The following is a 25,657-nucleotide window of genomic DNA, read 5'->3' on the forward strand; positions in this document are numbered from 1 at the left end:
CTGCCCAGCAGCCGCACCCACCCGCAAGAACCACCGTTCAAGTGGCAACCGAACGAAGTCTCCTCTCCCGCTTGCGGGAGAGGATGCCCAAAGGGCAGGTGAGGGGGGCGAGCAAAGCGAGCTGCTCCTAACCGACAAACCAACCGAAAGTCCCCTCTCCCGCCTGCGGGAGAGGATGCCCGAAGGGCAGGTGAGGGGGGCGAGCGCAGCGAGTTGCTCTTGCTTTTCAACCATCCGCCAACAAGGCAAAAACCCACAACCCCCAGCCCCGCTGCAAAACCGCGAAGCTGGGTATAGCATCGGCGACGTAATCCGACAGAACGCCCACAGGAGGGCACATGAGCAACGGTAATGGTGTCACGGCGACGCTCTCCGACGCCGCCGAGACTGTGAAGGAAAAGGCGATGGAAATCGGCGGCGCGGTCGCCTCCTCCGCCAGCGCCACCGTCGCCAAGGCGAAGAAGGCCGTCGCCAAGCGCACCAGCAAGGCCAGCAAGGCGGTGAAGAAGACCGTCGACAAGGCCAAGAAGAAACTGGCCGCCGCCAGCGCCAGCGCCAAGAAGGAGGCCGCCGCGCTCAAGCGCAAGGCCACCGGCGCCAAGAAGAAGGCGGCCAAGAAGGTGTCGGCCGCGCGCCGCACCGCCAAGAAGGATGTCGCCAAGGCCAAGGGCACGGTGAAGCGTGACGTGGCCACGGCCAAGCGCAAGGTCGCCAAGAAGGCGACGACCGCCCGCAAGGCGGTGAAGAAAGCCGTGAAGAAAGCCACGGCCAAAAAGGCAGCACCGAAGAAAGCAGCACCCAAGAAGGCGGCCAAGAAAGCCGTCCGCAAAGCAGCCCCGAGAAAGACCGTGAAGAAAGCCGCCAAAAAGGCAGCCAGGAAGTAACCCGCAACACCGCCTTCCCCTCTCCCTGACCGGGAGAGGGGACAGGCTTTAAGGGCACCACCGCCCGGAAGGCGGTCCCCTCATCACCTCGCACAACGACACAACAGGATTTCCCGCCATGGCCGTCAAGATCGACAAGAAAATCAAGGGTTACAGCGTCCTCACCCCGGAAGACAAGGCGCGCGAAGCGGCGCCCCCGGTGCAGGCCGAGTCGATCACCCGCGCCAAGGCCGAAGCCGAACTGCCCAAGGCCGACATCATCCACATGCATGAGCGCATCGAGCGCCCGGAAGTGCTGGTCGGCAGCACCTACAAGATCAAGTCGCCGCTGGTGGAACACGCCATGTACGTGACCATCAACGACATCGTGCTCAACGCCGGCACCGAGCACGAACTGCGCCGCCCCTTCGAAATCTTCATCAACAGCAAGTCGATGGAGCATTTCCAGTGGATCGTCGCGCTCACCCGCATCATGTCCGCCGTGTTCCGCAAGGGCGGCGACGTCACCTTCCTGGTCGATGAAATGAAGGCCGTGTTCGACCCGCGCGGCGGCTACTTCAAGGCCGGCGGCGTCTACATGCCGTCCCTGGTCGCCGAACTGGGCGCCATCGTCGAAGAACACATGAAGTCGATCGGTCTCATCCACGACCCGGAAATGAGCGACCACCAGCGCGCCATCCTGGCCGAAAAGCGCAAGCAGTACGAAGACCGCGCAAAAAAAAACTCTGAAATAACCCCCCCGCCCATCCCTTCCCCCGCCCAAGCGGGGGAAGACGCCCGAAGGGCAGAAGGGGGCGCTCCTGGCGCAGGCCCTTCAAACACCACCACCAACACCCCAGGCGCCTCCGAAGACATCGCCGTCACCGGCGACGGCGCCAGCTTCCCGCCCTCCGCCACCCTCTGCCACAAGTGCAGCACCAAGGCGCTCGTCATCATGGACGGCTGCGCGACGTGCTTGAACTGTGGGTATTCGAAGTGCGGCTAAGAGAGCACTGACCTTTAAATGGATGCTTTCTCAAAGCTCCCGCTTTTTTCTGATTGGTTATCCATACTTGGCCTGCTGCTTACGTTAATTGGGTTTGCAATAACGATCATTGCTGCCCATCGAGCAAAATCGGCAGCAGAATCTGCACGAGAAGCTGCTGATTTTGCTGCGAATACGATCAGAAAACTGGATCTAGTTGCAGAGATGGCGACAGCAATACGGCTAATTGAAGAGCTTAAGAGGCTTCACAGAAGTAAAGCCATGGATTTGCTTCCAGAACGCTATGCGGGTGTTCGCGCAAAGTTGATCTCGATGCGAGAGCAGGCATTCTTTCGCGAGGGTAGTGCACAAAAGCAGATCCAAGACGTCATTGTCCGAATATCTTCCCTTGAGCGTGCCTACGACAAAGATCCCAATTTTTTGGAGAAGTCGAATGCGCTGGTTCGCTCCAATAGTTCATTGGCTTCTTGTGTGGATGCGCTAATGAGTCTTCATGAAGGCATTAAACTGAGCATGACGGTGTCAAAATGATCTATCCAAAGCTTATGACAGTTGCTTTTAAGTTGGCTAGCTCAACCAATGCCGGCCATACGAAATGGCAGGAGACAGAAGTTGACGGCATGTATCAAACATCTTTTGCGCGTAGCTCCATTCGAATCGCAACGCGAAGGAGCAAGATTGATGAGTTATCGAATGAATACTTTATTGAAGTATTGAATGCCGATGGAGATGTAGTAGCCGAGTTGGGAGACGAAGACCCAAGTGACATTGATGAACGCGGGCGGTTGTACACCGCACTGAAAGAAACGTTCGAGGTGGCTCAGAGGCATGCGAGCGGTGCAGATGATATTTTAGACGATATTATTGAAGAAATAGATAGAGAAGGACTCCCGTTCTAGTGCAGCATGCATAGCTCAGCATTCGATTTAGCTAGAACGCATTGCGATCGTCCGATATCTTGAGCTAAAGAATTCTTCTACGATCTGGCTTCCATCTTCGGTAACGCCGATAAGCATTTGTATAAGGTCCTCATCGCAAATGGGTACAATCAAATGCCTGTTTGCCAGCCAAGCATCGCTACACTTGGCGAGAAGTCCGCGCATATCATTGACTTCGCGAAAAAGAAGAAGACCGACGCATCCATGATTTACAGAGAAGCGGCCCACAAGCTGGTCGACTTCCGGATTCGCGATGTCTTTAGTGTAATTCTTGCATTCCACCATGATGAACTGAGCAGGTACATGTGACACCGCATGAACCCGGTGGAAAAATCCCGCTTGAGCCGCGTTATCAAAAACAATATCAATTCGCTTCCTTCCCTCATTGATCTCTCGCTCAACAACAGGAGATGTCAGGTTCGGGTATAGAAGATACTCAAGCGCACCTGTGCAAAGCCGGTGATACCGAGACGCGGAGTCTGGCCCACTAGGAATGTTTCTGATTTGATCTATCAGGTAGCTTGAAACAGCTACTGGGTCATCTGCGCAGATTTCATAGTTCTTTATGGAGGAAGAGTTGTTCTTCGCCCATTCTTTAAAATCAGCAAAGACGCGAGGATGGTTCTTTGTGAACTCAGAAACGAATTCCTTTGAGAATGGTGCAATAGATTCGGTTAGCGAAACCTTCGTGACAAAAGGTGATCCATCTTTACGATGTTGAACGAGTGAAGTCATCATTTCAATGTTCTCGTGCTGCAAGTACTCAAGAACAAAGCTGCTGTAATACTTCTTGGGCGTGTATTTTTTGACAAAGGACACTACACCTTTTGGTGTTAGCAGTATTCGCTTTCCATCGACTACCAGACAATTTGCATAATCATTGCGCCATCTGCGTTCTGCGGCGCTCCAGTAAAATCCTGTTGGCCTATTCTCATCAACAGGGATTCCCCACAGTTCGCACTGACTAATCGTATAGTCGATAAGGTGTCGCCGAACTATATTCGTAGTCATGTCGGATATCTTGTCCTTGTCTATTCCGGGAATGAATAATCTGAAATCTTCAAGGTCTTCAACGACGCCTGATGACACTGCATCGCTGCCTACAATGCTTGCGAATAGCTTGTCAGCATCCATTTTTCCAATGGCTCGACCCTTGGGGTTCCCTCGAGAAAGCCCGAGACAAGTTTCATTCGGCTCATGAAGATGATCAAACATCGAGCGCGCGTTCTCTAATTCATCTGAGCGGACAAGCTCAACAAATGTTTGAAAGAAATTTCTGATGGTCTGGCTTGCCGATCTGGACCACGCATCTTTTCTTATCCCGATAAAAAAAGGATCTAAAAAGAGAGGGGTGTCGATCGAAGTGTCGATATCAATAAAATCAACTTGATGCTGACCAACAGTTAGGCCGAATCTCTCAGTAATCTTCATTAAATCTTCCTTGATTGACTTCTGGCTGGAGATAACGCTACTTGAAACACAAGAATTTGTCAGTTATTTGTATAATTAATTGATTTTATTGGAATATTTATGTGATCTCTCCGGATGGCCGAAATTAAGTAGCCCTCAGATGCTGATTTCAGCATTTGTCACGACGGTGGAAATTGCCTCATGACGCTTAGCGAGGACATGGAGAAACGGGGTTGATTTTTGGTTGTGACAGGATCCGCAGCGACGGAGGAGGAGCAACAGAACGCAGGCATCGGCTGCTCGCGTTTTGCTACGCGTCGTTCGTGGTGTCTGCTTCAGGTTCGCCGTAGTGGTATGCGGTGCGGACAGGATGATGTCCTGAGCGACATCCTGAGCCAGGTAGACGAAGAAGCCGTCCAGGGCCCGCGGGGACATCAGCAAGCGGAGCGTTTCATCCGAGCGGAAGCACGGACTAGCCAAGGCGGTTCTATCAGCCCCCAAGGCCCAATCTCAATCCACCTACTCCCTCAACCGCATCCTGAACTGAAAACACTCAATTCCAAACCCTTCGCGGAAATAGAAGCGATGGGCCTGTTCGCGGATGGTTCGGGAGATCAGTTGAATCTCGGAGCAGTCCAGGGCTTCGGCTTCGGCGCGTAGTCTGGCGAGGATTTTTGATCCGTAGCCTTTGGAGCGGACGCGCTCGTCCGTTACCAGGTCGTCGATATAGAGCAGGCGACCGCAATAGATCATGTTCATGACGCGGTAGCTGGCCACGGCCCGTACCACGTTGTCGTCCGTGAGGGCGAGCAGCTTGAGGTTGTCGCTGGCCATCAGATCCCGGATGAGGGAGACGTAGCTGGCTCTTTCGATCTGGGGTCGCAGTTGGCGCATGACGTCGAACGTCGCGGCTATCTGCTCGTCCGAAACGGCATGCTCGATATGAAGGGTCATCGACGTGGTTTTGGCGATACACGACTGGGATGCCGCGATTCTGGGCAGGCACCGGCAGGCCGTCAATCAGTGCCAACCAGCCCACGGTAGTCATCCCGGCCATGGACGGATTGGCTCCCAACCTATGACCTATTCAGCCCGGCCGCATGCAGCCATACCATCGGCGATCTGCGGTCGTGGCGTCGCCCACATGAAGTGCTTGCCGCGTCAAACACTCTGGAGAAGCGCAATGAGGTTCAGAGGCACCCGACGTCATTCTGCTCAGACCTCCGTCGCCGCACGGGCATACCGCATGCGCGCCGTCCTGGTGCTGGCCTTGGCCGCCCTCGCGCCGGCCGCCGCCGCGCAATCCACGCTGTTTGATTCGCACGTCCACCTCTGGGACGGCGAGAAGTCGCTACAGGCCTACGAGGCGCAGTTGAAAGCGCAGAAGCTGGGGCCGGCCGATTTCGCCGGGATGTGGTTTGGCGGCCCCAATCAGACGCTGGCCGGGGACACGGCGGCCATCCGAGCCGGTAACGACGGCATTCTGGCTCTGGCGGCCAGGCATCCCCGGATGACGGCGGTGGTGACTGTGCACCCCTATGATGGGCAGGCGGCGCTGGACGAGCTGGCGCGGGTGGTCAAGCAGGGCGCGCGCATCCTCAAGATTCATCCGCACACCCAGAAGTTCGAGGCCGATGACCCGCGGGTGCTGGTCCTGGTCCAGCGCGCCGGCGAACTCGGCGTCATCGTGCTGATCGACAACGCCAACATCCTGCCGGGCGACAGCGAGAAGATGTTCAATCTGGCGCTGCACGCACCCGGCACCAAGATCATCTTCGCCCACATGGGCGGGATGAACTTCCGCTTCTGGAATACCCTCAAGGCGGCGCGCACCGCCGAAGGCCTGCTGGGCGACAACATCTATTTCGACGTCTCGGCCATCGTGGCGCTGGTGGCGGATTCGCCGGTGGAGCAGGAGTTCGTCTGGACCATGCGCAATGTTGGCATCGACCATATCCTGCTGGGGTCCGACTATCCGCAGTTCTCGCTTGAGCAGAACGCCGACGCGCTCAACCGTTTGGGCCTGGACGAGCAGGAGCTGGCCAAGGTGCGCTATCAGAATGCAAATGCCCTGCTTGACAACGTTGATTGAATAGTCCACGCCGAGCGAGTGCGTGGTGGCCAATGCAGGAGGTCTGCTCTAGTACTAGCGATCATAGTCCTGCGGGATGAGAAATTGCGCGAAGAACTGTATTCGGGACGTACAGCGGACAAAAGCTCAAACAAGGTCATCTCTCGCACCCTCGCTCGCGCATCGTTGTCAGAATGGTTCCTGAACTATCTGGTTCCTTTAAGAGCGCTTTCCGCAGATCAGCGCAACCCATTCTTCTTTGCAGCCTCTGAAGCCGCCCCATCAGCGTACTATCGAAAGCCTGCGTTCGCAAAACAGGTCTTGCCTCTAGGAGGTCAGTAGTCTTAGGGCGTCCGAGCGCATTACTAGAAAATGTGATGTGCTCCGTTGGAGGTCCAAGATTCAATGGTTCGGTCGAGATGTCTGAATCAGCAGCCGGTACCTTATTCTCTTCGAAAGCTATGCCGTCGCTCTTGGTTGTGACAACGCTCTTTCCCACGAACGTGGATTCGGCGCCATCATTGCTGCGCAGAGCCATGCTTCTTATGTCTCGAGCGTCATGGGCTTCTGTGTCATGTCGGTGGGCCGATGTAAAGAATAGGCGCGTTCTCTCTATGCTCTCTGTTCGCGCTGGCGCGGTAGGGTTTCCGGTCCGCAGCAAGAAGACAATGAGGATGAGGTTTATAGTTATCGCCGCGAATGTTGATAACAATTCATCCGTTTTAGATTGAAATTGTGTTGGAGAAGCGAATCTCAAAATGGAATGTATTTTGGATAAAATGAAGTAGATGATGTTTCAAGAAGGTAAAGGAGATCGAGTCGTGTGACGTCGATGCAACGGTCCGAGTTCGTTATGGGGGATCTACTTCGTAGCCTTCAGAGCGAAGTCGATCGATGTACCCTCCCTCCCTAATGACGCTGCCAATAGGTAAAAAAGAAACGGTCGTAGTGTTATTATCCAAAGCGTAGTTCGCGGCATCCATCCAGGCAGCGATAACGCTTTCTTGGATGTTAGGGATGCCATGCTTACGTGAGAAGTTAGTGTCACTTAGTACGGCCGAGCACAATCGGTCGCGACGGTCGAGTCGATTCAGGTCTATACGGTCAATATCGCCCGTAGCCCAAGCGTTAGCATTGGTAATAAGTTGGGGCAAGTCATGCTCGATCACATCCATGGTGGCTGCAAAGCAGTGTATGTCATTCATTGATTCCTGCCGCGCATCTTGAAGGATACGTCTCGCTTCTGCGTCAGATAGGCCGAACACGTAGCTAGGAGCACTGATTTTGATCTTTTTTGTCCTGGCGACGGCCAATACCGGTGGAACAACGATCCTTTCTTTGCTGAGGCCGGAATTCTTGATGGCTGCATTGAGCAGGATTCCCGCCGCAATTGCCGGTCGTGCCTTCTCCACCTTGCCATCAGATGGAAGGTGCTTTTGCTTTAGCGCCTGCCATCGTGCATATTCATGTGCAGGTAGAACGTCCTTCAATGGTTTCTGGCCAGGATTCTTTTGCGCCTTCCAATATCCATAGCCAAGCCACAGTCTTTTGAAGAGTCCCACATTCACATCAACTGTGAAATAAGGCTCCCATAGCACAACTTGTGCGTTTGATACGACGTCCAGCACAGGCTGAGCATTCCACTCGATAGTGGCCGGCACAGGACTCAACGTACCAAATATCCACAACTCGTGGTTTCCTTTGGTAACCCGCCACATGCCTGGCCCCGGCTTGGTTCCGGTCACAACGACGGTGTCTAGCGTCGGGAGGCTCTCATCCAGACTGGATTCTGCGCCGATCGAGTTGTTGGAAATAGATTGGCCTCCAGCTGCTGGCGCGACAAGGATAAGGACAGCCAGCTTGATGGCTCGCAGAAAGTGCATGGTTTGCCTCAGCATGCGGGATAAGGGTGAAGTAACGGCGTGCTTGCTGCTATGCGAACCCACGCAAATCAACAACGTGCTCAGGCGAACGCACGTCAGGGTCGGAAAGAATGAGTTCGGACGCTCGTAAAACCATGTCTTTGGACAGGCGAGAGAAGGAATGAGATCTCGATATATGTGATCTCATGTTTTGCCAGTAGAGCATCTGGACTGACATGAACTGCTCGTAGAAATGGAATATTCTTCGAACTATTCTGTAATCATTTGCCTCGACAATCTCCGGGTGTCCGCGTGAAGGTTGCGCTACTAAGAAAGACTCGCCAAACTCGCTTTTAAACCCAAGGCCATTGCCGTGCGGCGTTGATATCATCGGCAGAACTCTTGCTCCAGTCTTTCGAGCAAGTATTGATGTTCCTAGCATCACATTAAGCGATCGGCTGCAGAATGGAATGGATAGGGTTTGATTCACGTCCTTAAAGACGTCGGGCATGATGAATATAGCTGCTCCGGATTTTAATTGGCGCATCGCTGTTGCCAATCCCTTTGGCGTGTCGTGGGCAAAAGCGACATTGCTGTTCCTGCCCCAGAACCAATCGTTTAATTTGTCGAATACTTCATTTCCGGGATGGCTCTCCGGATTTCCGTAGAACAGGTAGACGGAGCGTCGGGGCCTCAGTACTTCGGCAAGCATCGCGATGGATAGGATGTAGTGCGCATGATGTGGGATGGCTATAAGCAGGCCTTGGTCAGAATCCAGTAAATCAATAACTTCCCTGTAGTTCGTGTGGTCGGAACTTTGCATCAACCCCAGGAAGCGCTCTCTATCCGCGTCTCGCACAGCTTCGGCAACGATCTTCTTCTGCAGGTACCAGTGATAATATGCGCCGAATCTACGTTTCCCTGACTCTTCGCATGCGATCCTGATGCTGTGCTCGTCATCCTCGCTTAGTGGAGTTTTTAGCCACTTCTCAATTAGTCCTATGCGCCTGTCGATTAGGCGTAAAGGTCGGGCGAAGTGCGTGAGTAGATGAGGGGTTAGCATGTATGTAGAGACCATTTGCCTACTTGGCGGCGTAGGACTTCTATGCGTTCAACGGCCTTCTTTAGGGCTTCGTCATCAAGATCTTCGAGATAAGCGTCGAGAACCGCTGAATGGAACAGTCGCAGTTTTCGTTTTGCGTTGTGGACGCGTGCTGCGGGCGTCCGAATGAATTGATGAGTGCGCGCCAGCCATTGGTCACCGAGCGCGTCGCAACTTTTGAGGTGTTCGATAACGTTTCGGTAGATTCTTGAGCTGTCCGAGCATGCGGGCTCTATTTCCATGAAAGCACTTGCGTTCCACGAGACAATCCGATAACCATGGCGCTGGTTAAGTATGAGTTCAATTGGAGATACAAAGAAATTTCCGGAGTGCGTTCGCAACATGACGGTTGCATCGACCGGGTTTACGAGTTGGTCAGAAAAAATCAGTACGTTGGGGCAATTGCTATGGGGCAGGAAGGATAGAAGTTCTCCTGCGGTAATTCCGGACTCCGGCAATTTCAACGCACCCACGATTGATGGAAACCCGATTGCTGGATTGCGGCCCACGAAGCTAACGGTTTCTGGTGTCGTCGGTAGAATGAAGGCCGCTGGACCATGGCGGGAATTCTCTAGGCCGGAAACCCGGTTTTTGAATTCCTGATGATGAAAGAGAGCTTCAGGAAGGACTGCAATATCCATAAAGTGGATCCCCATAGACGAAAGGGCGAAGTATTAAGACCTCGCCCTTTGTTATTCGGCCAGTTACAAGAGGTTGGTGTCGACGCCAGGGGAGCAGCTATTGCCGTTTGAACCGCAGCAGTCCGAGCACATGCTTCCTTCAACCGACGCGAGCACCACATTAGATACTTCGAATAGCCCCCTTAGGGACAGTGAATTTTGAGAAGACTGCACCAGTTCGGCCTCCAGGGAGCTGATATTGAATGTCATTGTGTTCATTCTTTCTCCATTTCTACGTTTAGATCTGCGCAACAGAATGGCGTGGCGTGCTCGCCGCACCAATTTGGACCGGATGTCCAAATTGTTTGGAGAATGAGCTTCGAATGCTCATCCTCGACGTGTGCTTAGGTCCTGGTCTCCCGGGGCACGGTTAGATGGTTGGGACTTCCTGCTCATCTTGAAGAACTCGGTCGATCTGATTCGGGAGAATTTTGCGTGAGAATTCTGCTGCATGATGCAGCCCATCAGGGATGGCGTTATGAATAGTTACTACGTTGCGAGGGCCAAGTCGACTAACTTTGAGCGCTTGGCGAAACAATGTTTCTTCTATCACTTCTAAATTAGTGCGCTGAGACGAGGGGACCCGTCCGATATCATCGCCGTCGTATCCAGGGCGTGCGCTCACATTCCGCCATCCACGCATCGCCGCGATGCGCTTCTTCCCTTCACCAACAACAAGCCAAGCGCAGCGAGCAATGGAGCACCAAGAACCAGCATCGCCCGTACTGCGCCCGAAGCCTCCAACTGCACGGCGGAAATCGGCAAGACAATCAACAGCACCCCATTGTTGAGGCTTTCCGAGACGGCCAGTACCTGACCCTTGTCGGGGCCGCTGCGGTGGGCGAGCAGGGCGGTGCTGGCGGGGGCGGCCAGGCCGAGGGCGAATCCCCACAAACTCAGACAGACGAGTCCGGCCGGAAGCGGCAATGGTGCGGCCATGAATGCGCCCATCGCCGGCAGGAGCAGCCACAACGCGGCCATCAATACCGCCTCGTCCCCTGAAAGCAGGCGGCGTACCGAGCCGATACCCAGATTGCCGAGAAACAGTCCGCCGCCGAAGACGGAGACCGACAGGCCGACGGTGGCGGTTCCCAGGCCATGCCGGTGGCGGAGCACTTCACCTGCCAGCAGGAAGCCGGCGACGGCGGCGCCGTTCCAGAGTCCCTTGGCCAGCAGCAGGCGCACCAGCCTGCCTTGGGCAAGCCAGCGGACGGCGCCCGACCCGGCGAAGGCGCGCGCGGGTGGCGTGGACGTCACCGCGCCGCGCGCCACACCGAAGGTCAATACGCATCCGGCCGCCATCGTCCAGAAAGGCATGCGCCAGCCCCATGTTTCCGCCAGCACGCCAGCCAGCGCGGGGCCGGCGACAAGGCCGAAGGTCATCCCGGCCATCACCGCGCCCATCGCGGCCGATTGTCGTGACGCGCGCACGGTATCGGCCACCAGCGCGAAGGCGGTGGGAATGAGCGCCGCCGACGCCAGCCCGCCCAGCATCCGCAAGCCCAACGCGACTTCGAAATTCGGCGCGAGCGTCAACGCCAGATGGTCCGCCGCCAGCAACAGCAGCGACAGCAGCAGCCACCGCCGCCGGTCCATCCGGTCGGACAGGTAGCCGAACACGGGCGCGGCCAGCGCATAGGCCAGCGCGTAGCTGGACACCAGCCACGCCGCCCGCGCGGGCGCGACCGCGAACACACGCGCCAGCGGCGCCAGCATCGCGGACAACATGAACTCGGACGCGCCAACGAGAAACACCGCCAGCGCCAATGTGGGCAACAGGAATCGTGAAGGCATGAAGCCCTCCTTGCAGTAGGGGGAATGAAGACGCACGGCGTCGCCGCCGCGCCCGTCGTGTGACAAGGCGAGGCGATTCAGGGAGAAAGAAGAGAATGCGGCGACGCGGACAACATCGTGGCCGCAACGCAGGCAGCGGAGCCGCGTTGGCACGAAGGCCGGAGCGGGAGGATGGCGGCGCGCGGAACCGCGTGGCCGAAGATGTCAGGGCCGCGCAAAGCGGGGCCGGGCGTGACTATATACCTTCAATGGTTTCGCGGAAACCGGTGGTGATCGGTTCCCGTGCATCGGCAGGACGGTCGAGAGCGAGGCGATCCCTCTCGGGCATGCACACGCGCACCGGGGCGTGCAGGACTACCGCTTCCGGGCGCCGCGTCACCCCGATGGTCACTCGTATTGCAGTACGTACGTGAGGGTGGCGTCGGCTTTTCCGGCGGTCATCTCGCCGGTGGTGGCCACGTAGCGCGCCTTTCCCGAGAAGCGGTACCGCTCAAGGTTGGTTCCGCTCGATTGCCACGTCAGCGGCAACGCGCCTCCCTTCGTGAAAGGCACATCCTTCCCTTTGTCATTGGTCACCGCGATGCCGACGCCTTTGGCGACATTGGCTGCGCCACCGCCATCCAGATTCAGCAGGCCGTCCCGAACGGCGTTTCCCTCGAAATAGACCTTGACGGGCGGCTTGGTCGCGGGGTTCATGCCTTCGCATTGGACGTCAAGGGAAAACGCATGTTCCTTGGTCCGGCCCAGTTTGATCTCGGCAATCATCGTCCGTCCCATCTCGACAGGGGGAAGGGCGTGAGGGGTGTGGCAACTGGTGAAGTAGACGTCCTGTTTCAGGGTGGTCTTCAAGGATGTGCCCACGATCTTGTGCCATGATCCGGCAGTGGGAATTTTTGTTTGGACGGAGAACTCGGTTTCATAGCTGAAGGTGAAGTCTCCCTTGCCTACACCCATGGCAGTACGGATGAAATCAATAGTCACAATTTGCGGGGGGTACAGTGATCCGCCCCCTCCTTGGGAAATTGACTGGTTGATAGGAGGGGGGAGTGAGTAATAGTGCGGATTAGTGGTAGCGCTGAACTTGATTCTTATGCCCACGCCGGGGATGCCAGTCTCATACACCTGAGGAAGGTGCGAGGCAAGTAACGTGATCTTCGGAGGCGTCATGCGGTACCAATCATCGGGTCCACAATTCCAGTAAGGGGCAGATGAAGGTGTCGAGTAAAAGTACTCCGTGTGGGTAGCGATGACTTCGCCAATGTTGGCCTTCTTTAGCGTGAAGCTGGCCGGAAAATTTTTTATTGGAACCTGTTGGGGATACCTTTCCGCGCCATAGTTACGGCAATCGGCATGCGCCGCGCTGGTCCAGGCGCTTGCGATCAGGAGCAGCGACAGGCACGCGACGGCTTTCCGCGGGAAGGACACCGCCATGCGTGATGCGGGGTTCGGCGCATCGGTGTGCTTATCGGGGGAGATGGCTGCAATCTCCGTGGAAACCGCATGGGAAAGGACGGGGAGCGAAGGCATGTTCAATCAATTTTCTGGCAGATGAGGGTGTGTTTGAGTCATGTGCTCACTCTTCCTCGTTGACGACAAGGATGAGGAAACACCGAAGGCCGTCGAACCGGAGGGGATCCTGGATATCGCCATCGACATCCGCTGCATTCGGGTGAGCGTGCAAAATCGCCGATGATGAAATCGGTATTCGCGTAGCGGAATCTCATTTCGCGAAAGTGGGTTCGCGCTTGGAAATGCAGCCACCGAAGCCTGCCACGCCAGACTGGGCGCGGCAATCGGATTCGACCGCTTCGGATAGAAGAGATCTTCGCATCACACCAATGGACTTGAAGAAACGCTGTTTTTGTCCGGTTGTCTGATTGATCTCTGCACGCACTTGGCTATCCGCATCGATGCATCACATGCGCATCGAACAACCGGATAGTCCGAAATCGCTGGAGGCACCCGACCCCTCGGGTATCATGGCGCCGCGTTCGCCTGCGAATCTTGGAGCGCCGGGGGAGACGCGGCACGGGTGTCCGCAGCGCCGGGGGCGAGCGGGGAACGCCGTCGGCGAGGCGCCCATTTGCGGCAGTGGGACCCAGAGCCTAGCCGCCGCGCATCCCGTGGAAACCGCATCACCATGGCCAGGACTGGAAAGGACACATGACGGCATTGTCTCGACGGATCGAATTCTGGGTGGTGGTGATCGTGGCCTTCGGTTACTTCATTGCCGGCAGCGTGTGGGCGGCCTGGTTCGCGCACCCCTCGGACGATCTGGCGTTCAGCGATGCCAGCGTGATCGGGATGGTCTTGGCGGAACTCGTGCTGTTTGCCCTGTTGGCGCCCCTGCTGTGGTGGCGTGGCTGGCGGCCGGAAGCGCTGGGGCTGGGATTCACCTGGCAGGATGTGGGCGTGGGGTGCGCGCTGTTTCTCGCATGCATCATCGCCGCGTCGTTGTTGATGACGGGCCTGGCTCTGATGGCGGGTGGCATGGGGACGCTGTGGGAGCGGATGGAAGGCGCACCGTTGTCGATGGCGGCCATCGTGGCGGTGTCGATCGTCAATCCGATCTTCGAGGAAGTTTTTGTCTGCGGCTACGTGATACGCGCCTTGCAGCGCACCCGCAGCGTCGCGTTCGCGGTGAACGCCAGCGTCGCCATCCGCGTGTCCTACCATCTGTACCAGGGCGCCATCGGCGCGCTGGGCGTGGCTGTGGTCGGCCTGATCCTGGGTTGGTGGTTCGCCCGCAAGGGCCGTCTATGGCCGGTGATCATCGCGCACGGGTTGATGGACCTGGTGGCGTTGCTGGGGTTCGGGATGGGGTGAGGGCTGGATGGATGGGGACCGATGGACCTGCCGGATCTTCTGATGGAACGCTCATGAAACGAGGCTGCGCCGTACTCCTGTTCCTCTTGCTGAGCGCTTGCTCGGCGGGTACGCCCATTCAGGTCATCAACCGGTCGCAGACTCCGCTGCATGACGTCCGGGTTTCCGGTGCCGGCTTCTCAGTACCGGTCGCGCCCGTGCTGGCGCAGGGGGAGATCCGCACGGTCCGGGTAGACCCGCGCGGAGAGTCCGGAATCGCCGTATCCTTCCGGGCAGGGGAGCGCGGGTTTGCCTTGCCGGAGCAGGGGTATTTCGAGGGGACCGGCCCGTATAGCGTCAGCGTGGTGGTGCAACCGGACCATTCGGTTTCGGTGAGCACGAAAATCGGTTTCTGAGACCGCTTGGCCGGTTGCTGGAAGACGGTGTGTTTCCGTGGGGATATCGAACCGGACGCGTTTGAAAGGGAGATCACATGCGGCACAACCTGTTTGTCATTCTGCTGGCGCTGGCAAGCCTGACGGCATCCGCCGATGAGCCTGCGTTCAAGCCCCTGACGCCCGCCGAACGATCCGCAGCCTTGCAGTCGGCTTCGACGACCGGCGAGGCGTTGTACCGGCACGACCAGGCGGCCTGGCACGCGACCGACGCGCTGATGGCGCTCTGGAAGAATTCGCCGGATTCCCGTGTGGCCGGCTGGATCACGCAGGAAGCGGAAGGCGGGGTTGCCGTTGTGTTCGTGGACCGCACGCCGGAAGCGCTGTACCGGGTCACGGTATCCGATGCGGGCGTGGCCGGGCCGGTCAACGCGCTGGCCGCTCCGGAGCCGCTGAGCGCCTATGAGGCCGGGGCCGCCGCCGCGCGCGCGGTGGCGAAGGACGCGAGCTTCGAACGGTGCGGCGAGCGCTATAACACCATTACGCTGCCGGCAACCGACGACACCAGCGGATGGACGGTCTACCTGATTCCTGGCACGACCACGTACGAGGATCTACCGGTCGGCGGCGCCCAGCGGGTGAGCGTGAAGGATGGAAAAATCGTCTCGCAGCGTGGATACAGCCGCAGCTGCATTGTGCTGAAGGATGATCCCAAGGCAGTGGGACTCATGATCACGCATCTGCTGGATCCGGAGCCCACCGAAATCCACGTCTTCTGGAGCCTATGGGCCAAGAAGACGTTCTATGTGATGACGCAGCCTAATGGTGTCATGTGGAAGTTGGACGGCAAGACCATCCACGCGATGGACAAGGACTGAAGGCGTCATGGGCCACATCGGCAGGGGAACCCAGATGATTCTGCTGGTCAGCGGGGTTTTCCTGCTGGGCAGTGGGCTGCATGCGCTGGAGCGCTGCTACCGGGGAGGAGAGTGGGTAATCGTCCTGCGCAACGTGGCCTATGGGGATGGCCTGGCGATGTTCATCATCAGCGCCATGATCGTGATGGGCGCCTGCCTGATCGTAAGCAGCGTGCGCCAGCTCCAGCGGTAAAGGAGACGGGGCGCGGGCCAAATGCATGGATTTTGGAACGCGGTTCGACGTAGTACGGACCCTCATTCCGAGGCAATCAAACGCGGGCACATCAGAAAGGGAGGAGGTGTGATATGGCGAAGCATGGCGTGAACATCAAGCGGTCCCTGGTGGCGGCACTGGCGGTCGCGGTCATCGGGCCTGCACTGGCGCACAAGCTGGCAACGCAATCGACCGCGGAAGAACGGCGGTTGGCGGGAATCACTTCCGGCACGATGGCGAGCGTGGAGAGGATGCTGGCGCGGCTGTCGGTATCCGCCTTCACCGAGCCGGTCCACGAGGAGATCACCAACCGCATCTATGGCTGCAATGGCGACATCTGCAGCGGAAGCGCGGCGACCGCAGCGCCTGTTCCCGTGCTGGCGGGGATCCGCTGGAATGATGATCCGCCTTTCCGAATGTCGCTCCAGCAGGCACGCGGGATTAGTTGCAAGACGAGGGAGACCATCCGCTTCGAGACCCAGCCGAGTTGCTGGGTAGGTCTGTTCCTGGATGCCAACAAGGGCGCGGCCGCCGGCAAGGTGTACGGTCCGGGCGATGCGATGCTGTATCGCTCCCACTTTGGCGATCTCCAGTACCTGCATGCGATGGCGAGCCGGAACGGCGAACCCGCCGCACAGACCAAGGCGCGGCTGATGGGCTGGTTCGAGTTCACCTGGCGCGCGGCGCGCGGTGAATACGACCTGGAAAAGCGCCTGAAGGAGATCCAGATTCCGACCATCCAGGAAGGCTATGGACGCGGGGAATGGCGCCTGCTGGATCTGTATACGCAGGGTGCCAGCGGGGGGCTGCGCCGCTATGTGGACGACGTGGCATTCGGCTCGCTGCTGCATACGCTGCAGGACAGCTATGCGGAAGGCCATGTGGACCGGGAGGACAGCGGCGGAATCCGGCAGTGCTCGGTGCGGGGACTGTCGGTCGCGGCGCCCGGCAACATTCTGGAGTTCCACGCGTACAACCAGCAGGACCACGGCAAGCATGCGGACGCGGATTCACGTGCCGCCTTCATGCGCGGATATCAGGAAGCGGGAGATGTGGTCGAAGTGGGACGCCTGCTGGTCAAGGCGCGCGACCAGAAGGTGCCCTGGGAGGAGATGGCCCCCTTCTTCGATTGCGTATTTGCCTTGCAGCGTCCTGATGCCCCCGCCGGGCCGGGGGATTTCGTGGCGGAGTCGTGACCGCCGGCAATACCGGCGGACGAGGAAGCGCTCGAACGGATGACTGGCTAACCAGGCGGACGAGACTGCGGGAAAAAAAAAAAAAAAAAATGCAGATTGCGTCCGACGCAATCCGCACTCCACTCAATGCCTGCGCGGCCCGTACTCCGCGTCCAGGCACTGCCGCAGCACTTCCAGCGCCTGTTCGATGTCGCCGACCGGCAGGCCGGCGTAGCCGAGGATCAGGCCAGCGCGATCCGGTGGGTCGAGGTAGTAGGGGGCGATGGAGTACAGGCCCAGGCCCATGCGGCGGGCGCGGTCGACGAACTGGCGGCCCTGTTCGCGATCACGCTGGTTGAGCCAGACCGGGATGTGCATGCCGGCCTGCGAGTCCACGAAGCTCAACCGGCCTTCGTTCATCCGGTGCAGGCCGTTCAACAGGGCGTCGCGGCGTTCGCGCAGCGCGATGAGCGAGCGGCGCAGGTGGCGGTCGCAGGCGCCGGAGGTCATGAAGCCGGCCAGCGCGGCCTGATCGATGGCGGAGGCGCCGAAGTCCTCCATCCATTTGGCGGAAATGAAGTCCCGCCTCAATCCGCGCGGCACCACCAGGTAGCCCAGCCGCAGCGACGGGAACAGGGTCTTGGAAAACGTGCCGACGTAGATCACCCGGCCGTGCTCGTCCTGCGACTTGAGCGAAGGCAGGGAGCGGGCGTCGTAGCGGATTTCGCCATCGTAGTCGTCCTCGATGATCCAGCACTCATTGCGCGCGGCGTACTCCAGCAGCGCGGCGCGCCGTTCCGGCGGCAGGGTGCCGCCCTGCGGAAACTGGTGGGAGGGCGTGGTGTAGATGACGCGCGGCGCGGTCGTGGGCAGGGCCTCGACGATCAGGCCCTGGTCGTCCACCGGCACCGGCTGCAGCTGTGCGCCGTAGGCCTGCAAGATCACCCGGGCGGCGTAGTACTGCGGCTCCTCGATGGCGACCGGATCGCCGGGATCGAACAGCACGCGCGCGCACAGCGATACCGCCTGCTGGGTGCCGGCGACGATCACCACGTCCTCGGGGCGCGCTTCCACGCCGCGCCGCAGCACGTATTCGCAGATGGCCTGGCGCAGTTCCGGCAGGCCCTGCGCCCACGGATAGCCGGGCGAGGTGTACAGGGCGGCGTGGCCGAGTTCGCGCGACCAGGCGGTGGTCACGGCCGGGTGCGTGTAGGGCGCGCCGTACTGGAACGAGAAGCGCACGCCGGGCACGCGCTTGCCGGGCAGGTTGTCCTGATCGTGGGCCTGGCGCGCGCGCGCGGTGAAGCGGGTCTGCGGCGGCAGCGGCGGTGTTTCCACCGGCGCGGGCGCGGGCCGCGCGGGCAGGGTCACGTAGCTGCCCGAACCCACCCGGCCATCGATGTAGCCTTCGATGCGCAATTGCTCGTAGGCCGCCAGCACGGTGTTGCGCGATACGCCCATCTGCTGGGACATGAAGCGGGTCGGCGGCAGGCGGCTGCCCTGGCGCAGCTGGCCGGTCGCCAGCGCCTGCTTGAGCGCGCGGGTCAGCTGCGCGTGCAGGGGGCCATTTCCATCGAGTTGCAGTTGCGTGAGCATCCGGTTCCTCCCAATGGCCCTATTAGATCCGGGTGGATTGGCCCTTGATGGAGCCATTCGCATTGTTTCAGATAGGGCCAAATTGGCAATCGGGAGGCCGTGATGGCCAGTCGAAGCGAGGCGTTCCACCCGCTGCCGCCGGTTCCGCCGGCGGTGTTCTGGTCGGTCATGGGCGGCACCGCCGCGGCGATGCTGGATCTGGCGGTGGCGGCGGCCTACTGGGGGCCGCGTGGGGTCGCGCCGGACCGCATCTTCCAGTCGATTGCCGCGTGGCTGCTGGGGCCGGCGGCCTTCACCGGCGGCGAGGGCACGGTCGCGCTCGGTGCGGTGCTGTACGTGGGCGTGCTGTCGGGCGTGATGGGTGCCTACCGGCTGCTGGCGCGGCGCTCGCCGGTGCTGTTGCGCCGTCCGTTCGGCGCGGGCGCGGTGTATGGCGCGTCGATGTACGGGCTGATCTTCCTGGTGTTCGTGCCGCACTTCAGCGCGGCCACGCCCGCCGCGCACGCATGGCAGTGGCATGCGATCTGCGTGGCGGCGTACGTGTTGCTGGTCGGTATTCCCGCCGCGCTGCTGGCGCGCATCCAGGCGCGCTGACGGCGGTGCGCAGCGCGGCCCGGGTTCAGGCCCGGCCGTGCGCCAGTCCGGCATCGCCGGGCGCGCCTGGCGCGAGCGCATAGCGTGCGCACAGCACGCCGATCAGCGCGTGCATCGCGATGCTGGCGGCGACCCAGCCAGCGTCCTTGAAGCTCGCCATGCCGGCGGCCGACAGCGGCAGCACGACGAAGTTCATCAACAGATACAGGAAGAGTCCGTAGACCGCGCCCATCGCGAACGGACGCTGCCGCAGCAGCGTCACGCGCGTGGCCATCTGCCGGTAGGCGGCGACAAACAGGAACATGATCGCGAAGTGGGACACCGCGCCGACACCGGCGGTCTGCACCCCGCCGGCGAAACTGGCTTCGCCGTACCAGCCGGCGGCGATGGATTGCAGGATGCGCATTGGCGGCACGCCATGGCTGATCCACCAGAACCCCATCGCGAACACCAGATCGGCCATGCCCGCCACCAGGGCGCCGAGGCCGACGCGCGGCCAGCCCGAGACGCGTGAATCTTCGCGGTGCATCGCAATTCCCCTTGTGATGGATGGTATGGACGGGTCGCTTCTTTCAGGCGGCCCGCGAAGACCGCGACAGGGCGTGCCGGCGGATGCCCGTGGGCGTGGCGCCAAACGTGGTCTTGAATGCACGACAGAACGCGCTCTGGTTTTCATAGCCCAGCCGCAGCGAGATGTCGAGGATGGACAGATCGGTGCCGCGGATGAGTTCCAGCGCGCGCCGGTCCCGCAGGCGCGACGCGTATTCGAAGGGCGTTTCGCCGAATACCCGGCGATGCATGCGCAGCAGGTGGCAGGGCGAGTAGTTGGCCAACCGGGCAAGCGCGTCCAGATCCAGGCGCTGGCCGGGGTCGCAATGGATGGCATGGCGGACACGCAACAGCCGGGTCATGGTCTGGTGGCGCAGCGGCTGCGTGCGTCCCGCGCAGCGCGCAAGCAGGCCGTGCAGATCCGATTGCCAGTGCGCGATGTTCTCCATCACGACGGAGGCGGCATCCTGCGCCGGTTCACGCGGGCGGTCGCGGGCCGGGGCGGCCAGCGCGATCAATCCGTGGGCCAGCCCGCGCGGCACGCGCGCCTGCCAGGGCAGCAGCGGACCGGCCCCGGTGTATCGATGCGGCATCCATGGCCACGCCTGGCGCGCGCCGGTGACGACCAGCCAGGCCTGCGGCCGGGAACTGCGGCAGCGCAGCACGCCATCGCCCCAGGCCTGGCCGTGGCCCGCGCCGAGGTGCCATTCCAGATCACCGGACTGTAGGCGGAGCTCGCCGCGCATGGCCCAGCACAGGCTCATCCATTGCGCGGGCACGATGAGTCCGCTGCCCCGTCCCTGGGCCAGCACGACGTGCAATCCGTGCGCGGTTTCGCGATGCAGATCCAGCTGGCCGAACTGGCGCAGCCGGTGCGGGACGAGTTCGAACATGGCGATTCTCTCTCCGTGCCGGCGCATGCGGGGATGCCCGCCGGCAACGGCCACACCCTAGGAGCTGGCGCGTGCTTCACCGAGAGCCAATCGCGCGTCCGGCGAGGAGGCCAATCCCTTTCTCGCGAAGCGCGGGAAAAAAGAAGGCCACGAATCGCGGTCGTGGCCTTCAGGCCGGATCGAGAGAGAGCGGTGTTCCGGCGGCCTGAATACTGCGCGCGTGCAGCGACGCGTGTTGTGCCGTCATCGCGCAAATCGTATGCGCCGGTTGCGCAGGTGCGCGGAAGCGACCGCACCCGAACCGGGCTCATCCGCTAGTGGACGCGCCACAAAACTCAATTTCCGCACATCCCGAAAGTAAACGAATCGTTAGCCTCCTCGCGTCAGGCGTGGGGGAGACCGGCACCTGATTCGCCGCATCACGCGCCCGGCGCGTGGTCGTGATCCTTGATCTGCAGGAGAACCAGAGAGTGCGAACCATGAGCATCAACCGAAACATGCACCGCTTTTACCGGGGACTGAAACGCACCGCCCTGAGCACCGCGCTGGGCGTGTGCTTCGTCGGGGGCGTGCATGCGCAATCGAATACGTCCGGCGCCATCACCGGACGCGCCACCGCAGGTGAAACCGTCACCATCACCAATCCGGCGACCGGCTTCAGCCGCAGCGTGACCGTGGGCGGCGACGGCAGCTACCGCTTCTCGGCTCTGCCGACCGGCCAGTACACGGTGACCACCGCCGGCGGCGCCAGCCGCACGGTCAGCGTCAGCGTGGGCACGGCGACCACCGCCGATCTCGTCGCCAGCGGCGGCGGAAGCGCGACCACGCTGGATGCGGTCACCGTGGTCGGGTCCAGCGCGGTCAATCCGATCGACGTGTCCTCGGTGGAGTCCACCACTATCCTGACCGCCGAACAGATCGCGCGGATCCCGGTGGCGCGCGATGCCACCAGCGTGGCGCTGCTGGCACCGGGCACGGTGCGAGGCGATGCGGCGTTCGGCAACCTGGCCTCGTTCGGCGGTTCGTCGGTGGCCGAGAACCAGTACTACGTCAACGGCTTCAACATCACCAACACCTTCCGCGGACTGAACTTCACCCAGGTGCCGTTCGAGGCGATTGCCGAACAGCAGGTCAAGACCGGCGGCTACGGCGCTGAGTTCGGTCGTTCGCTGGGCGGTGTGCTCAACCAGATCACCAAGCGCGGCAGCAACGAGTTCCATGCCGGCGCCAACATCTTTTACGAACCCAAGTCGCTGCGCGAGGAAACCGAGAACGTCCACTATTCCAATCCGCTGGTGCCCGGCAGCCTGGGACGGGTGCAGGAAGACAATTCCCGTGACAAGGAATGGCAGGCCACCGCCTCGGTCTGGGCCAGCGGCGCGCTGATCCAGGATCGCCTGTTCGCCTACGGCCTGATCCAGTACGAGCGCGAGGAAGCCGATACCTGGAACAGTGTGGTGGCCAGCACCAATACCAGCGCGGTCACCAAGACGCCGAACTGGGTGGTCAAGCTGGACTGGCAGATCACCGACAGCCACCTGCTGGAATTCACCGGCATTTCGGACAAGCGGGAAGTCGAGACCGCAGTGTACGGAAATACCGTGGGCCGGCTGGATCGGCAGGCGCTGATCGGCACCAACTTCCAGGAGGCCGGCGGCGACAACTACATCCTCAAGTACACCGGCTACCTGACCGACAACTTCACCCTGTCGGCGCTGGCCGGCCTGGGCAAGTCCTCGCGCGCCCAGCATCTGCGCACCGCCGACGGGCGGGATGTGCGCTACGGCGGCAACCTCGACCAGCCTGCCAGCGGCTGCCCGTTGATCGTGGACGCGCGTCCCCAGTACCGCCGCGATCTGACCAATGGCGGCCTGCCCTACGTCAGCACCTGCAACATCACTGGCGGCGCGATCCAGGGCGCCAACAACGAGGACACCCGCCACCAGTTCCGGGTGGATGCGGAATGGCAGCTGGCGACCCACCGCCTGCAGTTCGGCATCGACATCGACAACTACGAGTCCGTGGCCGGCACGTCGATCGAAGGCGGCCGGACCTGGCGATATGCGACCAACAACGGCACGGATGGGCAGCCGGAGACGGGCGACGAATACGACGTCGTGCGCGAGCAGATCGTCAACCAGGGCTCGTCCAACGAAATCAAGCAGCGCGCCTTCTACCTCCAGGACAGTTGGAACGTCACGGACACCTTCATCGCCTACCTGGGCCTGCGCTGGGACACCTTCGACAACCGCGACGGTTTTGGCAACAGCTTCGTGAAGGTAAGCAACCAGCTGGGACCGCGCCTGGGCTTCTCCTGGGACGTCAACGGCGATTCCACCCTGAAGATCTTCGGCAACGCCGGCCGCTATGCGCTGCCGCTGACCGCCGACGTCGCCACGCGCGGCGCCTCTGCCTCGGTGTTCACCCGCCAGGAGTTCCGCTTCACCGATGTCGATCCGATCACCGGCGCGCCCGTCGGATTGACGCCGGAAGGCGACCTGACCTACATCAACGGTGAGTTCGGCGAACCGAAGAATCCGCGGACCATCGCGGCCAAGGACCTGGACCCGATGTACCAGGACGAGTTCATCCTCGGCTTCCAGGCGGCACTGACCGAGCACCTGAATCTTGGCGTGCGTGGCATCTACCGCAAGCTGAAGGCGGCCATCGACGACAACTGCGACTACACCGCCATCCTGGAATCGGCCGGTTTCCATCTGGACGAAGAAGATGGCTGGCTCGACGCGCAGGGTCGCGCCGCGGCGCTGCCGGGCGCAGGATTCCCGTATTGCCGCATCTTCAATCCGGGCAAGGACGCGGTGTTCCTGACCGATCTGTACGGCGACGGCAACCTCACCCCCGTGCGGGTGGAAGGCTCGCGTCTATCACCGGAGGCGAAGCGGTCGTACAGCGCCATCGAGCTGTTCATGGATGGAAGCTGGGACAACTTCTTCTTCCAGGGTTCGTACACCTATGGCCGCAGCCGCGGCAACACCGAAGGCGGGGTGAAGTCCGACATCGGCCAGGCGAACACCAACACCACCCAGGACTTCGACTACATCGAGCTGACCACGGATACCTACGGTTACCTGCCCAACGACCGCCGCCACAGCCTGAAGCTGTTCGGCAACTACGAGTTCAACGAGGAATGGTCGATCGGCGCCAATCTGGTGGTGCAATCCGGACGGCCGCTCAACTGCTTCGGCGTGTACGCGCCGTGGCCGAGCAGGACCGGCTTCCATCCCTACGGTTCGTCGTTCATGCGTTGCGGCACCACCGAGGCCGGCCAGGCGCTGGGACCGGACGGCAACCCGGCCAATCCGGTGCAGGCGTTTCCGCGCGGCACCAAGGGACGCCTGCCGTGGACGCGCCAGCTGGACCTCAATCTGCGCTACGCGCCGGCATGGGCGAAGGGATTGCAGTTCAAGGTGGACGTGTTCAACGTGTTCAACGAGCAGAAGGTCACCTCGGTCAGCGAGAGCGCCGAGGACGGATCCACCGGCATCCCGGTGGACACCTACCTGTTGCCGCTCTCGTTCCAGACTCCGCGCTCGGTGCGCTTCATGGTGCAGTACGACTTCTGATCAGGCGAAGATCCGGGCATGGCCGTCTTCGGACGGCCGTGCTTCTCAGGACGCCGCGGGCGTGTCGAGAATCCGGCCCTGCGCATCCACCACGAAGCGGGCGCGATGGCCGGCGTGATAGAAGCTGACCCGCCAGGTGCCCTCGTCCTCGCCGGTGCCGCGCTCGCACAGCACGGTGATCTTTTCGGCGTCCATCAATTGGCGGAACGCCGCCACGTCCAGGCCCAGTTCGCGCGCCACCGCCGTGGCGTCCACTTCGATGGGCGTGTTGTTGCGGGTGGGCTGGAAAGACAGGGGCAGGGTGGTCATGGTCGGCTCCGGGCGAGATGCATTGTCGCCCGGAGACGAGGTGGCGGGTCTTGACCTGCATCAAGGCCGGCGGCTAGCCGGGCTTGTGGTGCGATGGTGGGAGCCCACGCGCATGCGATTCATCGCTTCCCTCGCGTTGCACGCCCACGCCATGCGTGTAGACCAGGCTGCCGCCCAGCCAGCCGGTCACGCACAGGGCCAGGAAGCCGATGACGCTCAGACTCAGCGCCAATGCGTCGGGCGCGTGCACGGTCTTGCCGTGCACGCGCAGCATCAGACTGGCGGTGTAACTGCTCCAGGCTATCAGCGCCATCAGCAGATGGCGGTTGGCCACGCGCAGGGCGGGGCTGTCGTTGGGAATATTCATCAGTTCGACGAATCCGGCCGCCATCGTGGCGAGCGCGCTGATCGCGCCGACCAGCAGCAGGCCGCCGGCGAACTGCCAGACCGGCTCGCCCCACCACCGACCGCCGACATCGGCGAGCGTGGCCAATGTCCAACAGGCGATGGGGAAGTGCACCAGCGCGGGATGCAGCGGATGTTTCATACCGCCAGCACGGCACTCAACAGGGTGAGGAAACCAGCGACGGCGACGCCGGCGTGCACGAACACCACCGCCTTGGGCGCAACCCGGCCGCGCAGGTGGATCGAGGCCAGGAAGAAGCCGCCGAGCGCGGCGAGGATGAGGATGGCCAGGGCGGCGGTGACCCGTGCGGAGGCGCCGCCCTGGACCACGGTGAGAATCAGCAGGATCAATCCGCTGGCGCCGAGCAGGGCGTGCAGGATGGAGATCGCCCATGGGGCGAGATGCCCGCGCAGCACGCGGCTGGCCAGGAACAGGCCGCCCATGGCGGCGATGGCGAAGACGATCAAGGCGGTGATCAACATGGTGTTCTCCCT

26 protein-coding genes are annotated in these 25,657 nt (G+C 60.8%); 12 read left to right on the forward strand and 14 right to left on the reverse strand.

Annotated elements, in window-relative coordinates:
• The first annotated feature begins 338 nt into the window (after positions 1-338).
• From FHW78_RS19550 to FHW78_RS19565, 4 genes are all read left to right on the forward strand, one after another.
• On the forward strand, positions 339-884 hold the full coding sequence (locus FHW78_RS19550; RefSeq protein ID WP_183644971.1) for a hypothetical protein: 546 nt from the start codon (positions 339-341) through the stop codon (positions 882-884).
• Between the two features lie 118 nt (positions 885-1,002).
• Positions 1,003-1,869: an NrdJb gene (locus FHW78_RS19555; protein ID WP_183644974.1), complete on the forward strand. Its 867-nt coding sequence runs from the start codon at positions 1,003-1,005 to the stop codon at positions 1,867-1,869.
• A gap of 18 nt (positions 1,870-1,887) precedes the next feature.
• The gene (locus tag FHW78_RS19560; RefSeq protein WP_183644977.1) at positions 1,888-2,400 is read left to right on the forward strand and encodes a hypothetical protein; all 513 of its coding nucleotides are present in this window, start codon (positions 1,888-1,890) and stop codon (positions 2,398-2,400) included.
• A complete protein-coding gene (locus FHW78_RS19565) occupies positions 2,397-2,768 on the forward strand; it encodes a hypothetical protein (RefSeq protein WP_183644980.1) in 372 nt (123 codons plus the stop codon). Before FHW78_RS19560 ends, FHW78_RS19565 begins: the two co-directional genes overlap by 4 nt.
• A gap of 27 nt (positions 2,769-2,795) precedes the next feature.
• Here the strand turns inward: FHW78_RS19565 and FHW78_RS19570 are convergent, their stop codons facing one another.
• Entirely contained in the window at positions 2,796-4,238 is a 1,443-nt protein-coding gene (locus FHW78_RS19570; protein WP_183644982.1) for a hypothetical protein, read from the reverse strand.
• Positions 4,239-4,736: 498 nt separating this feature from the next.
• Entirely contained in the window at positions 4,737-5,171 is a 435-nt protein-coding gene (locus FHW78_RS19575) for a GNAT family N-acetyltransferase (RefSeq protein WP_183644985.1), read from the reverse strand.
• A gap of 292 nt (positions 5,172-5,463) precedes the next feature.
• Here FHW78_RS19575 and FHW78_RS19580 point away from each other — a divergent pair, with 292 nt between their 5' ends.
• Positions 5,464-6,309 (forward strand): amidohydrolase family protein, encoded by an 846-nt coding sequence (locus FHW78_RS19580; RefSeq protein ID WP_183644988.1) that lies wholly within the window; start codon positions 5,464-5,466, stop codon positions 6,307-6,309.
• An 830-nt stretch (positions 6,310-7,139) separates the two neighbouring features.
• On the opposite strand, the gene FHW78_RS19585 is transcribed toward FHW78_RS19580, so the two are convergent.
• The 6 genes from FHW78_RS19585 to FHW78_RS19610 form a co-directional block, all read right to left on the reverse strand.
• Positions 7,140-8,171 (reverse strand): TraB/GumN family protein, encoded by a 1,032-nt coding sequence (locus tag FHW78_RS19585; protein WP_183644991.1) that lies wholly within the window; start codon positions 8,169-8,171, stop codon positions 7,140-7,142.
• 49 nt (positions 8,172-8,220) lie between these two features.
• Positions 8,221-8,973 carry a hypothetical protein gene (locus tag FHW78_RS19590; RefSeq protein ID WP_183644994.1) on the reverse strand — a complete coding sequence of 251 codons (753 nt, stop codon included), beginning with the start codon at positions 8,971-8,973 and terminating at the stop codon, positions 8,221-8,223.
• Between the two features lie 233 nt (positions 8,974-9,206).
• Positions 9,207-9,893 carry a hypothetical protein gene (locus FHW78_RS19595; protein WP_183644996.1) on the reverse strand — a complete coding sequence of 229 codons (687 nt, stop codon included), beginning with the start codon at positions 9,891-9,893 and terminating at the stop codon, positions 9,207-9,209.
• A 660-nt stretch (positions 9,894-10,553) separates the two neighbouring features.
• Entirely contained in the window at positions 10,554-11,879 is a 1,326-nt protein-coding gene (locus FHW78_RS19600; RefSeq protein WP_221189084.1) for an MFS transporter, read from the reverse strand.
• Positions 11,880-12,113: 234 nt separating this feature from the next.
• The gene (locus FHW78_RS19605; RefSeq protein WP_183644999.1) at positions 12,114-13,253 is read right to left on the reverse strand and encodes a fimbrial protein; all 1,140 of its coding nucleotides are present in this window, start codon (positions 13,251-13,253) and stop codon (positions 12,114-12,116) included.
• Between the two features lie 193 nt (positions 13,254-13,446).
• On the reverse strand, positions 13,447-13,620 hold the full coding sequence (locus FHW78_RS19610; RefSeq protein ID WP_183645002.1) for a hypothetical protein: 174 nt from the start codon (positions 13,618-13,620) through the stop codon (positions 13,447-13,449).
• A 269-nt stretch (positions 13,621-13,889) separates the two neighbouring features.
• Between FHW78_RS19610 and FHW78_RS19615 the strand changes: the two genes are divergently transcribed.
• The 5 genes from FHW78_RS19615 to FHW78_RS19635 all read left to right on the forward strand — a co-directional run bounded on the left by FHW78_RS19615 (position 13,890) and on the right by FHW78_RS19635 (position 17,253).
• Positions 13,890-14,552 (forward strand): type II CAAX endopeptidase family protein, encoded by a 663-nt coding sequence (locus FHW78_RS19615; RefSeq protein WP_183645005.1) that lies wholly within the window; start codon positions 13,890-13,892, stop codon positions 14,550-14,552.
• Between the two features lie 53 nt (positions 14,553-14,605).
• On the forward strand, positions 14,606-14,947 hold the full coding sequence (locus tag FHW78_RS19620) for a hypothetical protein (RefSeq protein WP_183645009.1): 342 nt from the start codon (positions 14,606-14,608) through the stop codon (positions 14,945-14,947).
• Between the two features lie 77 nt (positions 14,948-15,024).
• Positions 15,025-15,804: a hypothetical protein gene (locus FHW78_RS19625; RefSeq protein ID WP_183645012.1), complete on the forward strand. Its 780-nt coding sequence runs from the start codon at positions 15,025-15,027 to the stop codon at positions 15,802-15,804.
• A gap of 34 nt (positions 15,805-15,838) precedes the next feature.
• Complete coding sequence (locus tag FHW78_RS19630; RefSeq protein ID WP_183645015.1) at positions 15,839-16,036, forward strand: hypothetical protein; 198 nt, start codon at positions 15,839-15,841, stop codon at positions 16,034-16,036.
• A gap of 113 nt (positions 16,037-16,149) precedes the next feature.
• Entirely contained in the window at positions 16,150-17,253 is a 1,104-nt protein-coding gene (locus FHW78_RS19635) for a hypothetical protein (protein ID WP_183645018.1), read from the forward strand.
• Between the two features lie 123 nt (positions 17,254-17,376).
• Here FHW78_RS19635 and FHW78_RS19640 read toward each other — a convergent pair whose 3' ends face one another.
• Positions 17,377-18,828, reverse strand: a complete 1,452-nt coding sequence (locus FHW78_RS19640; protein WP_183645021.1) for a PLP-dependent aminotransferase family protein — start codon at positions 18,826-18,828, stop codon at positions 17,377-17,379.
• A gap of 102 nt (positions 18,829-18,930) precedes the next feature.
• Between FHW78_RS19640 and FHW78_RS19645 the strand changes: the two genes are divergently transcribed.
• A complete protein-coding gene (locus tag FHW78_RS19645; RefSeq protein WP_183645024.1) occupies positions 18,931-19,422 on the forward strand; it encodes a hypothetical protein in 492 nt (163 codons plus the stop codon).
• 25 nt (positions 19,423-19,447) lie between these two features.
• Here the strand turns inward: FHW78_RS19645 and FHW78_RS19650 are convergent, their stop codons facing one another.
• Positions 19,448-19,951, reverse strand: a complete 504-nt coding sequence (locus FHW78_RS19650; RefSeq protein ID WP_183645027.1) for a hypothetical protein — start codon at positions 19,949-19,951, stop codon at positions 19,448-19,450.
• 43 nt (positions 19,952-19,994) lie between these two features.
• Positions 19,995-20,864, reverse strand: a complete 870-nt coding sequence (locus tag FHW78_RS19655; protein WP_183645030.1) for an AraC family transcriptional regulator — start codon at positions 20,862-20,864, stop codon at positions 19,995-19,997.
• A 479-nt stretch (positions 20,865-21,343) separates the two neighbouring features.
• Here FHW78_RS19655 and FHW78_RS19660 point away from each other — a divergent pair, with 479 nt between their 5' ends.
• The gene (locus tag FHW78_RS19660; RefSeq protein WP_183645033.1) at positions 21,344-24,448 is read left to right on the forward strand and encodes a TonB-dependent receptor; all 3,105 of its coding nucleotides are present in this window, start codon (positions 21,344-21,346) and stop codon (positions 24,446-24,448) included.
• 45 nt (positions 24,449-24,493) lie between these two features.
• On the opposite strand, the gene FHW78_RS19665 is transcribed toward FHW78_RS19660, so the two are convergent.
• From FHW78_RS19665 to FHW78_RS19675, 3 genes are all read right to left on the reverse strand, one after another.
• Entirely contained in the window at positions 24,494-24,757 is a 264-nt protein-coding gene (locus FHW78_RS19665; protein WP_183645036.1) for a DUF6522 family protein, read from the reverse strand.
• 73 nt (positions 24,758-24,830) lie between these two features.
• Positions 24,831-25,304, reverse strand: a complete 474-nt coding sequence (locus tag FHW78_RS19670) for a DUF2231 domain-containing protein (RefSeq protein WP_183645039.1) — start codon at positions 25,302-25,304, stop codon at positions 24,831-24,833.
• Positions 25,301-25,645: a hypothetical protein gene (locus FHW78_RS19675; RefSeq protein WP_183645042.1), complete on the reverse strand. Its 345-nt coding sequence runs from the start codon at positions 25,643-25,645 to the stop codon at positions 25,301-25,303. The genes FHW78_RS19670 and FHW78_RS19675 overlap by 4 nt, the downstream gene beginning before the upstream one ends.
• Positions 25,646-25,657: the final 12 nt, after the last annotated feature.

It is taken from the genome of Pseudoxanthomonas sp. OG2, assembly GCF_014192765.1.
In the GTDB taxonomy this organism is placed as follows: Bacteria; Pseudomonadota; Gammaproteobacteria; order Xanthomonadales; family Xanthomonadaceae; genus Pseudoxanthomonas_A; species Pseudoxanthomonas_A beigongshangi.

Bases quoted from the DNA above. Each gene is read 5' to 3' on its own strand.
- FHW78_RS19660 (WP_183645033.1), top strand. From the start codon at position 21,344: ATGAGCATCAACCGAAACATGCACCGCTTTTACCGGGGACTGAAACGC.
- FHW78_RS19595 (WP_183644996.1), bottom strand. From the start codon at position 9,893: ATGGATATTGCAGTCCTTCCTGAAGCTCTCTTTCATCATCAGGAATTC.
- FHW78_RS19605 (WP_183644999.1), bottom strand. From the start codon at position 13,253: ATGCCTTCGCTCCCCGTCCTTTCCCATGCGGTTTCCACGGAGATTGCA.
- FHW78_RS19570 (WP_183644982.1), bottom strand. From the start codon at position 4,238: ATGAAGATTACTGAGAGATTCGGCCTAACTGTTGGTCAGCATCAAGTT.
- FHW78_RS19585 (WP_183644991.1), bottom strand. From the start codon at position 8,171: ATGCACTTTCTGCGAGCCATCAAGCTGGCTGTCCTTATCCTTGTCGCG.
- FHW78_RS19550 (WP_183644971.1), top strand. From the start codon at position 339: ATGAGCAACGGTAATGGTGTCACGGCGACGCTCTCCGACGCCGCCGAG.
- FHW78_RS19580 (WP_183644988.1), top strand. From the start codon at position 5,464: ATGCGCGCCGTCCTGGTGCTGGCCTTGGCCGCCCTCGCGCCGGCCGCC.
- FHW78_RS19665 (WP_183645036.1), bottom strand. From the start codon at position 24,757: ATGACCACCCTGCCCCTGTCTTTCCAGCCCACCCGCAACAACACGCCC.
- FHW78_RS19555 (WP_183644974.1), top strand. From the start codon at position 1,003: ATGGCCGTCAAGATCGACAAGAAAATCAAGGGTTACAGCGTCCTCACC.
- FHW78_RS19635 (WP_183645018.1), top strand. From the start codon at position 16,150: ATGGCGAAGCATGGCGTGAACATCAAGCGGTCCCTGGTGGCGGCACTG.
- FHW78_RS19630 (WP_183645015.1), top strand. From the start codon at position 15,839: ATGATTCTGCTGGTCAGCGGGGTTTTCCTGCTGGGCAGTGGGCTGCAT.
- FHW78_RS19565 (WP_183644980.1), top strand. From the start codon at position 2,397: ATGATCTATCCAAAGCTTATGACAGTTGCTTTTAAGTTGGCTAGCTCA.
- FHW78_RS19675 (WP_183645042.1), bottom strand. From the start codon at position 25,645: ATGTTGATCACCGCCTTGATCGTCTTCGCCATCGCCGCCATGGGCGGC.
- FHW78_RS19655 (WP_183645030.1), bottom strand. From the start codon at position 20,864: ATGTTCGAACTCGTCCCGCACCGGCTGCGCCAGTTCGGCCAGCTGGAT.
- FHW78_RS19560 (WP_183644977.1), top strand. From the start codon at position 1,888: ATGGATGCTTTCTCAAAGCTCCCGCTTTTTTCTGATTGGTTATCCATA.
- FHW78_RS19575 (WP_183644985.1), bottom strand. From the start codon at position 5,171: ATGACCCTTCATATCGAGCATGCCGTTTCGGACGAGCAGATAGCCGCG.
- FHW78_RS19615 (WP_183645005.1), top strand. From the start codon at position 13,890: ATGACGGCATTGTCTCGACGGATCGAATTCTGGGTGGTGGTGATCGTG.
- FHW78_RS19625 (WP_183645012.1), top strand. From the start codon at position 15,025: ATGCGGCACAACCTGTTTGTCATTCTGCTGGCGCTGGCAAGCCTGACG.
- FHW78_RS19620 (WP_183645009.1), top strand. From the start codon at position 14,606: ATGAAACGAGGCTGCGCCGTACTCCTGTTCCTCTTGCTGAGCGCTTGC.
- FHW78_RS19590 (WP_183644994.1), bottom strand. From the start codon at position 8,973: ATGCAAAGTTCCGACCACACGAACTACAGGGAAGTTATTGATTTACTG.
- FHW78_RS19640 (WP_183645021.1), bottom strand. From the start codon at position 18,828: ATGCTCACGCAACTGCAACTCGATGGAAATGGCCCCCTGCACGCGCAG.
- FHW78_RS19670 (WP_183645039.1), bottom strand. From the start codon at position 25,304: ATGAAACATCCGCTGCATCCCGCGCTGGTGCACTTCCCCATCGCCTGT.
- FHW78_RS19645 (WP_183645024.1), top strand. From the start codon at position 18,931: ATGGCCAGTCGAAGCGAGGCGTTCCACCCGCTGCCGCCGGTTCCGCCG.
- FHW78_RS19650 (WP_183645027.1), bottom strand. From the start codon at position 19,951: ATGCACCGCGAAGATTCACGCGTCTCGGGCTGGCCGCGCGTCGGCCTC.